We start from the raw sequence: 14,066 nt of genomic DNA on the forward strand, positions 1-14,066 counted from the left end.
GCCGGCGATTTCAGATGGCCGCGCGTGTCGAGCCGAGCACCTTGCCCTTGGTTTCCGGCAGACACAGCGCGGCGACGATCACGAGCAGATAGCCCGAGCCGGCCACGATGCCCATCGCCTTCACGAGCGTCATGGTTTGCGACAGTGTACCGACCAGAATCGGGAAGAACGAGCCGAGCCCGCGTCCCAGGTTGTAGCAGAAGCCCTGGCCCGAGCCGCGTATCTCGTTCGGATAGAGCTCCGACAGATACGCGCCGACGCCCGCGAAAATGCCTTGCACGACGATCCCGAGCGGGAAGCCGAGTGCGAGCATCATGACGTCGGTGACCGGCAGCATCGTGTAGACCATGCCGAGCACGAACGAGCCGATTGCGAACAGCACGAACGACGCGCGCCGGCCGATCCTGTCGCACAGAATCGCGCCGACGATATAGCCGGTGAACGACCCGACGATCAGCACGATCAGATAGCCGCTGGTGTTGAACACCGACAGATGGCGCACGGTCTTCAGATAGGTCGGCAGCCACGTGGTGATCGCGTAATAGCCGCCGAGCATGCCGGTGCACAACGCGCTGCCGAGCAGCGTGGTCTTCACGTGAGCGGCCGAGAAAATCTGCATGAAGTGCGAGGTGTCGAAGCCGCTGTCGCGCGCGCGGCGTGTCTCGAGATAGATCTCGGGATCGCTCACATTGCGGCGGATGTAGATGATCCACGCCGCGGGCAGCAGGCCGATCCAGAAGCACGCGCGCCATGCGTGCTGTTCGGGCAGCAGCGCGAAGGCGGCCCAATAGACGATCGCCGCCGCGGCCCAGCCGAACGACCAGCTGCTTTGCACGGTGCCGACCGCCTTGGCGCGATGCTGCGGCGAGCGGATGGTTTCGGCCATCATGATCGTCACGACCGACCACTCACCGCCGAAGCCGATGCCTTGCAGCGTGCGGGTCGTGAGCAGTTGCCAGAACGAGTTCGTGAAGCCCGACAGAAAGGTGAACACCGCGAAGGTGGCGATGGTCCACTGCAACACGCGGATACGGCCATAGCGATCGGCGAGAATGCCGGCGAGCCAGCCGCCGATGGCCGACGAGATCAGCGAGCTGGTGGCGATCATGCCGGCTTCGCTTTTGGTCATGCCCCAGGTCGCGATCAGCGTCGGAATGAGGAACGAGTAGATCATGAAGTCGAAAGCATCGACCGCGTAGCCGCCGAAGCCGGCGTAAAGCGTGCGGCGCTCGCGCGCGGTCAGCTCGGTGAACCATTGGAGAGAAGGCATGTTGTGTTGTGGTCTCCAGGTCTTTCTGCCCGCGGAGGCTTGATAGTAGGGTGGTTGTATTCTACGGGGATGCGGCGTCCTGCGGCCAGTTGTGGTCAAAAATGGCAGCGGCGGTAATCGCTGATAAGCGCCGATAACCGGCGATAAGAGACGCAAGCAGGTGGAAACGAGTCCGGAAACATGCCGCGCGCCTCTGGCTGGCCGATCGCACCGCCGCCAGTGGGCAAACGCACATCTGCTCTTCCCTTACGAACTACTACTGTGTAACGCAAAAGATATTGACCACCGTTAAACTTCGCTTGCAGCCTCGATGCTGCGAATCGCTCCCTCACGCCCGCGCCAGCCACGCCTCATGCCCGCAACCGCGAAATCCTGCTCGCCGTCCCGCCGCTCAGCGAGTTCGATCGTGAGGGAAGCCCGTGGCGCGCGCGGTGCAGTCTCCATGTCGCGCAGGGGCTTCCTCAAGGGCTCCGCGCACGTGGTGCTCGCCTCCGGTCTGGGCGGCGCGTTGCTGTCGGCGTGCGGCGGTGGCGATCTCGACACCGAACTGCCCCAGACTCCGCGTCTTGCGTCGGTCAGCAACTTTCGCGATCTGGCGGGCGTGGGCGCCGGTTACGCGACCGTCGATGGCAAACGGATGCGCCGTGGCGCGTTCTATCGCGCGAATGTGCTGACGCTGAGCAGCGCCGATGAAACCGCGATCGACAAGCTCGGCATCGCGTCGGTCTACGATCTGCGCACGCCTGGCGAAATCGCGCGGCAAAACGACGTGCTGCCGGGCGGCGTAACGCCGCAAACGCTCAACGTGCTCGGCATCAGCGACTTCGTCGTGCCTGTGATGGATACGGCGGCGGCCGCCACCGCGTTCATGGAAGCGCAAGCGCGCGGCTATGTGACGGGCGCCGCGCAGCGAGCCGCGTACGGCACGCTCCTGACGCGTCTTGCCGACGGCGCCGGCGCGCAACTGTTTCATTCCAAGGCGGGTAAGGATCGCGCTGGCTGGGTCGCGGCGCTCTTGCTCAGCATCGCCAACGTGCCGCTCGACGTCATCACGCAGGACTATCTGCTCAGCAACACTTACCTGGCGGCGTCGCTCGACGAGCAGACCGGGACGTTGCGCGCGCAGGACGGCGAGGCCGCCGTCGCGATCCAGATGCCGTTGCTGGAGGTTCAGGAGAGTTACCTGCAAGCCGGTTTCGATCAGGTGCAGATCAGCTACGGCACGATGGCGAACTATCTGACGCGCGGCCTCGGCATGTCGCAAGCGACGATCGATATGTTGCGCGCCCGGCTCGTGAGCTAAGGCGCGTCAAAGATTCGCGCAACCCCAGGCGAAAAAAAGTCCGCCCCAAGTAACCAGGCGGACAGAGAAGGGCGGCATCGAGGTTGCCGTCGCCGACTATAAGGCCGCAGTCATCGCGAGGATCCATCCCGTAAGGACGCGTAAGCGGTCAGGTTCGCCGTGCCGCTTCGCCCGCTGTCACGCGATCGGCGCGGCGACCGGCAATTCGATCCGCACTTCCAGTCCGCCTTGCAGGTGATTGCGCACATGACAACGTCCGCCGCGATCGTGCGCGAGCCGCGCGACAATCGCGAGGCCGAGTCCGCAGTGGCCTTCGCCGCCACGCGCGGCGTCGAGCCGGACGAACGGCTTCATCGCCGCGGCGATGCGCTCGTCCGGAATGCCCGGACCGTGGTCGCGCACGCTGATCACCCAATGCCGGTCGTCGCGCGCGGTGGTGATCTCCACCGGCGGCGTGCCGTGTTCGAGCGCGTTGTCGACGAGGTTCGTCACGAGCCGGTCGAGCAGCGTGCGCGGCAGCGTGAACGAGGCGCCCGCGCGCAGATCGAGCGTGAAAAGCGGTGCTTCCGTGTTGTCGCCGGAAGTATCCCCGGACGAGAACTGCTCCCGTAAGAATTCTTCGACTTCGACCGGCGGCCCCGCATCGGCGGATTGGCCGGCGAATTCGAGAAACTGCTGGACGATGTTGGTCAGCGAGTCGACATCGCGAATCAGACCGGCGCGTTCGTTCTCCGCCACCAGCACGCTTGCGCGCAACTTGAGCCGCGTGAGCGGCGCTTTCAGATCGTGTGCGACGCCGGCCAGCATCACCGCCTGATCGTCGCCGGCTTCATTCAGGCGCCGCATCATGTCGTTGAACGAACCAATCAGATCGCGCAACTCGCGTGGGCCCTGCACGGTCACCGGTTCAGGCCGCCCGCCCGAGCCGAACGCGCGTGCGGCGGTGGCGACGCGCGACAGCGGCCGCTGCATCTGCCAGACCGCGAATAGCGAAAGAATCAGGGCGGCGAGCAGCATCGACGCACCTTCGACGACAAAACGCGGGCGCGGCGGCACATCGACCGGCACGACCACCCAGTTCGACTTGCCGGGGAACAGTACCCAGAGTTGCGGTGGATGCAGGTCGTCGACGGCGATCTGCGTGCCGGGCGGCAGATTCTCCCGCAGATGCCGGCTCAGTTCGACCAGCGGATGAGCCGTGGGCGTGCGCAGATGCACGCTCGCCGGCATGTTCCAGGTGGGGACCAGATGCACGCGCAAGGCCGGCGGAAGCGCCGTGCCTTTCATCGGCTCGCCGTTGATGGCTTGCAGCACCAGCAGGATGCCGCGTGCGAAGCCGTCGATTTCGTGGCGCGGCGGCTGCATCACCACCAGCACGAACCAGCCGGCCTGAATCGCGAACAATACCGCCGCAGACAGCAACGCCATTCTGCCGAACAGCGTGTTCAGCGGATTTTTCATGCGCTTGGAGCGGCCTCGTCGGCGAAGGGCGAAGCGTTGGCGTCGGGCACGAAGACGTAACCCTTGCCGCGCACCGTCTGCACGTAGCAGGGGTTGGACGGATCGTCCTCGATCACCCGGCGCAGGCGCCAGATCGGCACGTCGAGACTACGGTCGCGGAACGCGAGATTGTCGCGATGCACGAGGTCGTGAATCAGCACGCGCGACAGCACCTTGTACGGATTGTTGACGAATATCTTCAGGAGCGCGAACTCACTGTCGCGCAACGGCAGCTTCGAATCCTCGCGCGACAGCGAACGGGTCGCAAAGTCGAGTTCGAATGGGCCGAAGCGATAGCGCTTGCGGGCTTCCGGCGCGCTGGTGGTGCTCGGTCCGCGACGGCGCAGCACGGTCTGGATGCGTGCGAGCAATTCGCGCGGATCGAACGGCTTGGTCAGGTAGTCGTCCGCGCCGAGCGAGAGCCCGACGATGCGGTCGGCCACCGTACCGCGCGCGGTCACGAAGATCACCGGGATGTCGTCACCGGCCGCGCGCAGCGCGGTGAGCGCGCGCAGGCCGTCGGTGTTCGGCATCATGATGTCGAGCACGACGACCGACGGCCGTTCACGTTCGAGCCGGCGCTGGAGATGGGTGCCGTCGTGCAGCACGGACGCGTCGAAGCCGTTCGATTGCAGAAACTTGCATAGCAGATCGCGTACGACCGGATCGTCGTCGACGATAAGGACCTGTGGATTCATGGCGAAATTCTAGACTGGGGCGCGCAACGCGCGATCGACTCTTTTCTTACCAATGCTTACGATGCGCCGCGCGGTTCGGGACGACTCGCGTGCCAAGGCCGCTGCTGAAGGCTCACAGCATATTTCAGCGAGGCTGGATCGGGGCAGTCGCGCGCAAACCGCGCCACATCGGCGCCGCCCCGCCGATAAAAAATAACCGCGCGATTGCACCGTTGCAAGCATTGCAATCGATGGCAACGACTCGGAACGGCTCGTAAGAACCGCCGGAAAGCGCGCTTTGCTTCGTGCATCGCCGATGCGAGCGCGGCGCGATGATCCGCCGTGCAGTACGTTGCGCCGCATGCCGGAGACAGCCTTGATGCGTTGGACCACGGCCGGTGGCGTGAAATCGAAACCCGGTGCCATGCGAGGCTCATCATGACCATTCACAGCAACCTCAGTTCGACTCACCTTCCTTCGCTTACGTCCACGACCGCGAGGGACAAACCCGCAAGCGCCAGCAACCCGGCCGCAAGTGCGCAGCCGCAGGAGAGCGCCACCCGCGCGCAGCCGTCGCCGCCGGCCGGGCTCGTCGGACACAACGTCAATACGACAGCCTGATCCCACGAGGCCTGTGTGTCGACTACGAGAATTTTTGACCGCCTCGTCCGTGCCGCCGCGTGGTTGACACTCGGCGCGGCGCTGCTGCCGCTTGGCGGCTGCGCCGTCGCCGCGCTGCCGTGCCGGCTGACTTCGGCCACGCTGAAGATCATCCCGGTCGTTGGCCATGCCGCGGCCACGCCATTCGATATGTGCTCCTCCGCAATCGACTGAACCATGACACTCACACGGATTGTTTGCGCGCTGGCGCTATTGGGCGGCATCGTTTCGTCGGCCGCTGGTGCACAACCCGCCGCACAGGCCGCCGCGCGTGAAGCGAAGGCGGTAGGCGCCGCGCCGAACAACGGGTCCGCCGAGGCGTCCGTCAACACCCCGTTCAACGCGCGCCGGCGCTCGCAGGACGCGCCGTTTGCTTTTCGCGGCGTGGCGCTCGGCATCACGCTCGACGAATTTCGCGCGGGTTCGACCGTGCGGGCGACGCCAATCGGCAGCGTGCCCGTCTGCGAGACCGATGTGCAGGCGGGCACGCTCGGCATGCGGCTGAAATCGCGCGAAAGCCTGATGGTCGCGTGCCGGTGGGCGCATCGGGTGGATGATCGCTGGGCGATGTCGCAAGCGGTGGTGGACGGCGCGCCGGCGCTCGAGCACGTGCTGCGCTTCGCGCGGACCGACGCGCAGAGCGCGCTGCGTTTGTACGAGATTTCGTTCGTGATCGACGAGCTGACCGCCGAGGACTTGCGCGACGCACTCGAGGATCGCTACGGCCCGCCGCGTCTCGCGACGCAGAACGTGGCGGCGTCGGGTGCGATGCCGACGTACGTGTGGGAAAACGCGGCGAGCTCGATCACGTTGTGCTTTTTGCCGGGCAGCCGCAACGGCACGCTCACTTATCTGCTGAAGGGTTCGGATGCGTGGGTGAAGTCGGTCGTGCGGCAGTGGCAGGCGAGCGGCGCGGAGGCGGGCTGATGAAACGCTCAGATCGTCGACGCGAGGGGGCCATGGTGCATTCACGCCGGCCGAGCCCGTTCGGAACCCGGCCCATCCGGCCGATCCCTTTCAAGGAGCACGCATGTTCGCGCTACGTGTCACGGTCGCGCTAGGCGCGGCGGTTTGTCTCGCCGCTTGCGCGGGCCATCAGCAGAACTCGATCGTCGAGACGCCGATGGCGCCGCCGCTCGCTTCGGCGCCGCTGAACGTCAACACGCAAGGCGCGATCTATCAGGCGGGCACGCCGCTGCTGCTTTACGAAACGCCGCGCGCCCAGCACATCGGCGATGTGCTGACAATCCGTCTCTCGGAATCGTATAGCGGGAACAACAGCTCGAGCGCGGCGGCGAGCCGCGCGAGCAGCATCACTGCCGACGCCGCCGATCATTCGAGCAACGCCGCCGCGCGGCTCGCGAGGCTGTTCAACATCGGCTCGGCGAGCACCGACTACAAAGGCCAGGGCAGCCTCACCGACGTCAGCGGCATGACCGGCACGCTTGCCGTCACCGTGATCGGCACGATGTCGACCGGCAATCTCGTGGTGTCGGGCGAGAAGCTGATCGCCATGAGCGGCAACCGCGACCGGTTGCGGCTGTCGGGCATCGTCAATCCGAAGGATATCGAAGCAGGCAATTACGTCGCGTCGAGCAAGGTCGCCAACGCGCGCATCGAGCAGGCCGGGGTGGGCATGGTGTCCGACGCCACCACGATGGGCTGGCTGCAGAGAATGTTCCTGAGCGTGCTGACTTTCTGACGTTTGGACACGTGGCGCGGCGGCTCGCCTGCCGCGCCGCGTCAGGCGAGCGCAGCGCTTCGTTCCGCCGCGCCGATCTCGCCGTCCGGCACGAACACATAGCCGCGTCCCCACACGGTTTGCACATAGCGCGGCTCGGACGGGTCCACCTCGATCAGCCGGCGCAAACGCCAGATCGACACGTCCAGACTGCGGTTGCGATGCGCCTCGCTATTGCCGTGCAACTTCTCCAGCAATTGCGAGCGTGTGAGCACGGTCATCGCGTGGGTGACGAACACCTTGAGCATCGCGAATTCGCTCGAACGCAGCGTGATGCGCTCGCCGTCGCGGCGTAGTTCGCGCGCCGGGAAATTCACTTCGAAACGCCCGAAATGATAGGGCGCGCGCTGCTCCGGCGCACTCGGTGCAATCGAGCCGCGCCGGCGCAGCACCGTGCGAATGCGCGCGACGAGTTCGCTCGGCTCGAACGGCTTGCCGAGATAGTCGTCGGCACCGAGTTCGAGACCTATCACACGGTCGATCGTATCGGCGCGCGCGGTCAGCAGGATCACGGGGATATCGTCGCCGGCGACGCGCAACGCGCGCAGCGCGCTGATGCCGTCGAGCTCCGGCATCATGATGTCGAGCACGATCAGCGCGGGACGCTCGTCCTGCAATTGGCGCTGCAGCGCCATGCCGTGTTCGAGCGTGGCGACCTTGAAGCCGCGCCCCTGCAGATATTCGCTGACGAGCTCACGTACGACGGGGTCGTCGTCGACGACAAGAATGGTTTGGTTCATTCAGGGCATCTTAGTGATGCGCGCGCGCGGAGCAAAGCGCGCGATACTTTCGAATCCTTTCTCGCGTAAGACAAAGCAAGCAGCCGGCGCTCAGTTCGCCTGCGACGTTTGGATGGTCTGCGGCGGCGAGCGCGCGAAGTCGGTCTGATCGATCACCATCCGGTCGATCAGACCGCTGAGCTTGGTCGATGCGGAAGAGAAGCGGTCGGTGTTGAGGCCGCCGGTCTGATAACGCGCCGTGACGAGGATGCGGCCGTTCTGGATCAGCGTCAGATCGATGATCGACAAATACTGGATCGATTCGTCGCTGAACGAGCGGCGGCCATAGTCGATCGCGGCGTTGTAGACGAGCCGCGCCTCGCAGCCGGCGGGCGAGGTGCCCGGATTGTAGACGTCCGAACGAATGCCGCGCCGGTCGAGCGCGAGTTGCAGCGCCGGCACGAAATCGCCGACCGACACTGTCTGGTTCACTTCGATGCAGACGTGATGCAGGTCGGCCGGCCTGCCGTTGACGAAGGTCGGCGACGAGTAGTTCGCGGCGATCGCGTAGCCCGCCTGAATCACCGAGCCGGTGGCGTCGGCCGCCTGGATCAGCGTCCATGCACAGCCGTTCAGCCCGAACGCGAGGGGAGCGGCGACGGCCAGCCACGCGCACGGTCGCCGCAGCCGGACCCATGCGGCCCGTGAGGGTCGCGTGAAGCGGGCGTCGACGCGCATGCTCGGCGTGAGGGTCATGAGAGCGGATGCCGGGTGGCGGTGAGAAACGCGGCTGATCGCGTTGGATCGCAACGGAGAACGGCGCTTGCGCGAACGCTCAGCGCGTGACGCGCAGGCGCAATTCGTTTTGCCCTTGCACGCTGGCCGTGACGCTGACGCGCCGCTCCGCCGTGGTCACGATGAAATGCTGGCGCGTCGGCGTGTTGACGTCGTGCACGACGTTCGAGAAGCAAGCCGCGATGTCGGCGCCGAATTCTTCGAGCGGATCGTTGATCACGCCGTCGGCTTCCCAGTGCGCGCGCCAGTGGCAGTCGTACGTGTGCGCGTTGGCACGGCAGTCGTCGGCGGTCGATACGCCCGGCAGTTGCGCGGCGGGCTGGCTGCGCAATTGCTTGAAATCGTCGGCGTCGACGATGTGTTTGAGCACGGGGCAAACGTCCGCGGGCTCGTTCGGTTGAGTGGCCTGCGCTGCGTGCGCGGTGCTCGCGACCAGCAACGCTGCGCCGAGGGCGAGCGCGAGGCGCTGGGTCAAAGGATGGGAGCGGCGATCGAATGACATGGGCAAAAAGTCCGGTAACAGTGAATGACGTTGGGGCGAGGACGGGATCGGCCCGCATGACTATCGTCGCCGCCGGAAGGCATTTCCAAAGCGCGGAACAGCTTGCCCGCTTCGCAAATGCTTTCGATCTCTTCTCGGGTGTTTCCGGATGTTGCGGGGTGTTGTGGTGCGGCGAAGGGAAGGTGTGCCGCGGGGACGCGTGTGGCGGGAGTTGTCCCTTTGCGCAGTGGCTTGCTGCGATTGCCGCTCAGCCGAGCGTAAGACCGCCATCGATATGAATCACCTGCCCGGTGATATGGCGCGCTTCGTCGGAGAGCAGGAAGGCGATCAGCGCGGCGACATCCGCAGGCTCGGCGACGTGGCCGAGCGGCGTCGCTTCGGCGGCGCGCGTCCACGCCGACGCATTCTCCGCGCTCGGGCCGCGATCCTTGCGGGTGTACCCGGGTGCCACGCAGTTGACGGTCACGCCGTGTGGCGCCAGTTCCGCGGCGGCGGTCTTGGCCAGCGATTCGAGCGCCGCTTTCGCCGCCGCTGTCGCGGCAAACGGCGCGTCCGCGCGATAGCGGTGCGCAACGAACGAACTCAGCGCGATCACGCGAGCACGCTTCGACGTTTCCAACGCAGGGGTTGCGCGTTTGACGAGCGCCGCGAACGCGGCCGGCATCGCAGCGAAGGCGGCGCCGAACGTGTCGGGGTCGAGCGCGTTGAGGGTCTGGCGTTGCGCGTGCCCCGCGTTGGCGACCAGTTGATCGAGTGCGCCAAAGTGTGCCAGCGTCTGGTGGACGACGTGGTCCGCGGCGCCGCGTTCGGCGAGGTCGCCGAACACCGTCGCGCAGCTTGCGCCGCTTGCGCGGCACTCGGCAGCGACCCCGGCAAGCCGCTGGCGGGCGGCGTCATCGGCGCCACGGGCGTGCAGCATGAGTGCGGCGTGCGGCGCGGCGATGCGCCGGGCGAGCGCCGCACCGATGCCGGAGCCCGCGCCGGTAATCAGCACGACGCGTTCATCAGGGTGGGCTGCACTCACGTCGCGGAGATCGCTCACGATGATCAGGCCGCGACCGCTTCGCCCGCACGTTCGACGTCGAGCGTTTCGTCGTGGAACGCAGCCAGCGATTCGCGATGCGCAACGCTGACGATCGCCGCCTTCGGCAGCCGCTCCGTGAACAGGCGATAGAGACGCGCTTCGTTTTCCGCGTCGAGCGCGCTGGTGGCTTCATCGAGGAACAGGTAGTCGGGCTTGTGCAGCAGCACCCGTGCGGCGGCGAGGCGCTGCTGTTCACCCGGCGACAGGATGCGGGTCCAGTGCCCGGACTCTTGCAGGCGGTCGGCGTACTCCGACAGATGGCAGGTGACGAGCGCTTCGCGGCATTCGTCGTCGGTGTAGGCGGTAGCCGAGGACGGGTAGGCGAGCGCCGCTTTCAGCGTGCCGATCGGCATGTAGCTGACCTGCGGGATGAACATCATGCGCGCGTTGACCGGCGCGTCGATCGAGCCGTCCCCGAACGGCCACAGGCCGGCGAGCGCGCGCATCAGCGTGCTCTTGCCCGCGCCGGACGGACCGCGCACCAGCCAGCGCGAACCCGGTTGAATCGCGATATCGCGGATGCGCGACAGCGGGTTGCCGTTCGGCAGCGCGAGCTTGAGGCCTTCGGTGGAAAGCTGATCGGCGTCGACGAAATGCAGGTTGATGCCGCCATGCTCGGTGGCCGGCGAGACCGACTCCTTCAGACGCGGCGCGTGGACGACACGGCGGAATTCGCGCAACCGGTTCACGGTGGCGCGCCACTCGACGAGGCTCGCGTAACTGTTGATGAACCACGAGAACGAATCGCTGACCGTGCCGAATGCACTCGAAATCTGCATCAGGACACCGAAGGTGAACGCGCCTGCGAAGTAGCGCGGCGCGGCGACCACCAGCGGAAAGATGATCGCGATCTGGCCATAGAAGCTCAGCACGAAAGTGAGCCGCTTGGTGTACTTCATCACCTGCCACCAGTTGTCGCGGATGCGGCCGAACAGCGAGTGCGCGTTCGACTTCTCGGTGTCCATGCCGTTGTAGAACGCAATCTGTTCGGCGTTCTCGCGCAGCCGGATCAGGCCGAAACGGAAGTCCGCCTCGACTTTCTGCGCCTGGTAGTTGATCGACACGAGCGGATGGCCGACCTTCTGGATGATCAGCGAGCCGACCACCGCATAGAGCGCCGCGGCCCACACCATGTAGCCGGGAATCTGCAAAGGCATGCCGCCGAGCGAGAGGGTCAGCGCACCGGCCAGCGACCACAGGATCGTGATGAACGACACGAGCGTGACGACCGTGGACAGCAGGTCGAGCGTGAGAGACAGCGTGGTGGTGGCGAACGACTGCAGATCGTCGCTGATCCGCTGGTCGGGGTTGTCGGCGAGCCGGTCGCGTTCGATCCGGTAGAAGGCGCTGTCGTGCAGCCACTCGTTCAGATAGCGCGTGGTGAGCCACTGGCGCCAGCGGAAGCCGAGCATCTGACGCAGATAGCGCCCGTACACCGCGAGGATGATGAAGCCGAACGCGAGTCCCGAGAACACCATCAGCAGATGCGGGAAATCGCGCACGTTCTTGGTTTGCAACGCGTTGTAGAAGTCGGCGCTCCAGCGGTTCAGGCGCACGTTGATCCACACGACGAGCAGGTTCATCACGATGATCGCAATGAGCAAGCCCCACGCCGTCTTGCGTTCTTCGGAAACCCAGTAGGGTTTGATCAAGCTCCAGGCGGAGACTTTTTCGTCGGGCGGTAGCGCGGGGCTGGCGGAAATATTGGGTGTCATGAGCGTCCTGATGAAGTGCAGGCCCGAAGTGCTGATCCGAAGCGCCGACCCGACTCCGGCCGGCCCATGTCGGGCTATTGCGTCGCAGCGCGGCCCAATGTCGGGCCGCGCTGCGACGGCGGTGCGATACCTGCCCGGGCGTCGTGTTCCGGCGAACGCGCGTCCGGGCGAGCGCCCGATTCTGGCGTGAGGCCCTTAAGCGAAAATTAATTTTCGCTTAAGGGTTTCACCCGGCGCCGCCCGTCGCGCATGCAGCCATGCGCGCTCGCGGCATCCGGTCCTGGCATTGTGCCAGAGCGCTGGCTGAGCCCGCATCGATGCAACGAAACACGGTGCCGGATCAAACGCTAGCTGCCGGCGCGCCGCTGGTTTGCGGGCGCCGCGCCTTTTATGGTCTAATGACCTGCGACGAAACAGGGGTGCTTCGCCCACAGGCGGCTTGATTTCCAGGCTGCGGCGGCGAGGCTGAGAGAGACCCTTTGCACCCGATCCGGGTAATACCGGCGCGGGAAGTTTCCGGAAGCAGCCAGTCTTCCATTCCCCGCCGGATGGCGTCCGTACCTTGGTACGCGCGTATTGTCCGGCCGGCTTCACCCGCCGGTTTCGTCCTGGGTACGTGCGTTTTTTTGCCGTACGGAAAGGACTCGATGACCGCCTATTCTTCAGATATGTGTTTTGCTCTCCGCTACGTCGCTATCGGCGCGGCGTGCTTCAGCCTTGCTTGCCGCCGCGGAGCGGAGCACACGCGGGAGTCCGCGCGATGAACCGGTCCGCCCAACCTGATTTCGCCGTTCTCGGCGGCGGTCTTTGCGGCCGGCTCGTCGCATGGCGCCTGGCGGGCGAGGGACATCGCGTGGCGCTGTATGAGCGCGGCGACGCCGCCGGCTCGCAGGCCGCCGCGTGGGTCGCCGCGGCGATGCTGGCGCCGCTCGCCGAAGCCGCCAGCGCCGAGCTGCTCATCACGCGCCTTGGCGCGAGTTCGCTGGATACCTGGCCGCAGGTGCTGGCCGAATTGCCCGAGCCGGTATTCTTCCAGCGCAATGGCACGCTGGTCGTCTGGCATCATGCCGACCGCACCGAAGCGCCGCTGTTCGAACGCCGGGTGCGCTCGAACGCGCCGGCCGACCTGCTCGACGGCGGTTTCGTGACACTGGCCGGCGCGCAGATCGGCGCGGCCGAGCCCGCGCTGGCGGGCCGCTTCAATCAGGGCTGGCTCTTGCCGCGCGAAGGCCAGCTGGACAATCGCCAGGTGCTGGCCGCGTTGGCCGCGGGCCTCGCCGAACGCGGCGTCGAAACCCACTGGAACACGCCCGTCGACGAACAGTCGCTGCCGCCCGCGCGCGTCACGATCGACTGCCGGGGCCTCGGCGCGAAGCCCGTGCTGCCCACGCTGCGGGGCATTCGCGGCGAAGTCGCGCGGGTGCATGCGCCCGGTATCAACCTGACACGCCCGGTTCGGCTGCTGCATCCGCGCTACCCCCTCTATATCGCGCCGAAGCAGAACGACCTGTACGTGATCGGCGCCACCGAAGTCGAAGGCGAGGACATGTCGCCGGTCAGCGTGCGCTCGGCGCTCGAATTGCTGAGCGCGGCGTTTTCGGTGCATCCGGGCTTCGGCGAGGCGCGCATCCTCGAACTGAATTCGCAATGCCGCCCGACCTTGCCGGACCACCGTCCGGCGCTCCTGTGGGACGGCGCGCGGACGTTGCGCGTGAACGGGCTGTACCGGCACGGTTACATGATCGTGCCGGAGGTCGCCGACGAAGCGGTGCGCTTTGCTTCGGCGCTGCTCGACGGCCGTATCGGCGATGCCGACGCGTTCGCCGACTGGCGCCGCGACGCCCGCTGGAGCGAGCTTTTCCAACAGGACTCCGCGCGGGAGCCGGCATGAGCGTCGCGCGCTCCCATGCCGCTCGCCCGCCGCTTTCGCCATCGATTGAACCGTATTCGAACACCATGGACATTCATATCAATCAAAAGCCGTTGTCGCTGCCCGAAGGCGCGACCGTCGCCGATGCGCTCGTCGCGTACGGCGCGCGCCCGCCATTCGCGGTTGCGCTGAACGGCGATTTCGTCGCACGCACGCAGCATGCGGCGCGC

At 66.0% G+C, this 14,066-nt stretch carries 14 protein-coding genes and 1 riboswitch; of the genes, 6 read left to right on the forward strand and 8 right to left on the reverse strand.

Going from position 1 to position 14,066, the window contains the following annotated elements:
- Window positions 1-10 precede the first annotated feature (10 nt).
- Window positions 11-1,270 (reverse strand): MFS transporter, encoded by a 1,260-nt coding sequence (locus CIC12_RS07420; RefSeq protein ID WP_168663503.1) that lies wholly within the window; start codon window positions 1,268-1,270, stop codon window positions 11-13.
- Window positions 1,271-1,622: 352 nt separating this feature from the next.
- Here CIC12_RS07420 and CIC12_RS07425 point away from each other — a divergent pair, with 352 nt between their 5' ends.
- On the forward strand, window positions 1,623-2,573 hold the full coding sequence (locus tag CIC12_RS07425) for a tyrosine-protein phosphatase (protein ID WP_168663504.1): 951 nt from the start codon (window positions 1,623-1,625) through the stop codon (window positions 2,571-2,573).
- A gap of 177 nt (window positions 2,574-2,750) precedes the next feature.
- On the opposite strand, the gene CIC12_RS07430 is transcribed toward CIC12_RS07425, so the two are convergent.
- Window positions 2,751-4,034: an ATP-binding protein gene (locus CIC12_RS07430; protein ID WP_168663505.1), complete on the reverse strand. Its 1,284-nt coding sequence runs from the start codon at window positions 4,032-4,034 to the stop codon at window positions 2,751-2,753.
- Window positions 4,031-4,771 carry a response regulator gene (locus CIC12_RS07435; RefSeq protein WP_168663506.1) on the reverse strand — a complete coding sequence of 247 codons (741 nt, stop codon included), beginning with the start codon at window positions 4,769-4,771 and terminating at the stop codon, window positions 4,031-4,033. Before CIC12_RS07435 ends, CIC12_RS07430 begins: the two co-directional genes overlap by 4 nt.
- 615 nt (window positions 4,772-5,386) lie before the next feature.
- Here CIC12_RS07435 and CIC12_RS07440 point away from each other — a divergent pair.
- The 3 genes from CIC12_RS07440 (at window position 5,387) to CIC12_RS07450 (ending at window position 7,112) form a co-directional block, all read left to right on the forward strand.
- On the forward strand, window positions 5,387-5,584 hold the full coding sequence (locus CIC12_RS07440; protein WP_168663507.1) for a DUF6726 family protein: 198 nt from the start codon (window positions 5,387-5,389) through the stop codon (window positions 5,582-5,584).
- Window positions 5,585-5,587: 3 nt separating this feature from the next.
- Window positions 5,588-6,337, forward strand: coding sequence for a hypothetical protein (locus CIC12_RS07445; protein WP_168663508.1), 750 nt, complete (start codon window positions 5,588-5,590; stop codon window positions 6,335-6,337).
- A 103-nt stretch (window positions 6,338-6,440) separates the two neighbouring features.
- Window positions 6,441-7,112: a flagellar basal body L-ring protein FlgH gene (locus CIC12_RS07450; RefSeq protein WP_168663509.1), complete on the forward strand. Its 672-nt coding sequence runs from the start codon at window positions 6,441-6,443 to the stop codon at window positions 7,110-7,112.
- 41 nt (window positions 7,113-7,153) lie between these two features.
- Here CIC12_RS07450 and CIC12_RS07455 read toward each other — a convergent pair whose 3' ends face one another.
- The 5 genes from CIC12_RS07455 to CIC12_RS07475 form a co-directional block, all read right to left on the reverse strand.
- Complete coding sequence (locus CIC12_RS07455; protein WP_168663510.1) at window positions 7,154-7,891, reverse strand: response regulator; 738 nt, start codon at window positions 7,889-7,891, stop codon at window positions 7,154-7,156.
- Window positions 7,892-7,981: 90 nt separating this feature from the next.
- Window positions 7,982-8,608, reverse strand: coding sequence for a hypothetical protein (locus tag CIC12_RS07460; RefSeq protein ID WP_446727992.1), 627 nt, complete (start codon window positions 8,606-8,608; stop codon window positions 7,982-7,984).
- Between the two features lie 97 nt (window positions 8,609-8,705).
- Window positions 8,706-9,167, reverse strand: coding sequence for a hypothetical protein (locus CIC12_RS07465; protein ID WP_121315859.1), 462 nt, complete (start codon window positions 9,165-9,167; stop codon window positions 8,706-8,708).
- A gap of 247 nt (window positions 9,168-9,414) precedes the next feature.
- Complete coding sequence (locus tag CIC12_RS07470; RefSeq protein ID WP_342030508.1) at window positions 9,415-10,209, reverse strand: SDR family NAD(P)-dependent oxidoreductase; 795 nt, start codon at window positions 10,207-10,209, stop codon at window positions 9,415-9,417.
- A gap of 5 nt (window positions 10,210-10,214) precedes the next feature.
- Entirely contained in the window at window positions 10,215-11,966 is a 1,752-nt protein-coding gene (locus CIC12_RS07475) for an ABC transporter ATP-binding protein/permease (protein ID WP_168663512.1), read from the reverse strand.
- A gap of 405 nt (window positions 11,967-12,371) precedes the next feature.
- Window positions 12,372-12,495: riboswitch (TPP riboswitch) on the forward strand.
- A gap of 231 nt (window positions 12,496-12,726) precedes the next feature.
- Between CIC12_RS07475 and CIC12_RS07480 the strand changes: the two genes are divergently transcribed.
- Window positions 12,727-13,857 (forward strand): FAD-dependent oxidoreductase, encoded by a 1,131-nt coding sequence (locus tag CIC12_RS07480; protein WP_168663513.1) that lies wholly within the window; start codon window positions 12,727-12,729, stop codon window positions 13,855-13,857.
- Window positions 13,858-13,922: 65 nt separating this feature from the next.
- Window positions 13,923-14,066: sulfur carrier protein ThiS (gene thiS, locus CIC12_RS07485; RefSeq protein WP_168663515.1), on the forward strand; the 144-nt coding region annotated here is incomplete at its 3' end.

This window comes from Paraburkholderia sp. SG-MS1 (genome assembly GCF_012275575.1).
GTDB lineage: Bacteria > Pseudomonadota > Gammaproteobacteria > Burkholderiales > Burkholderiaceae > Paraburkholderia.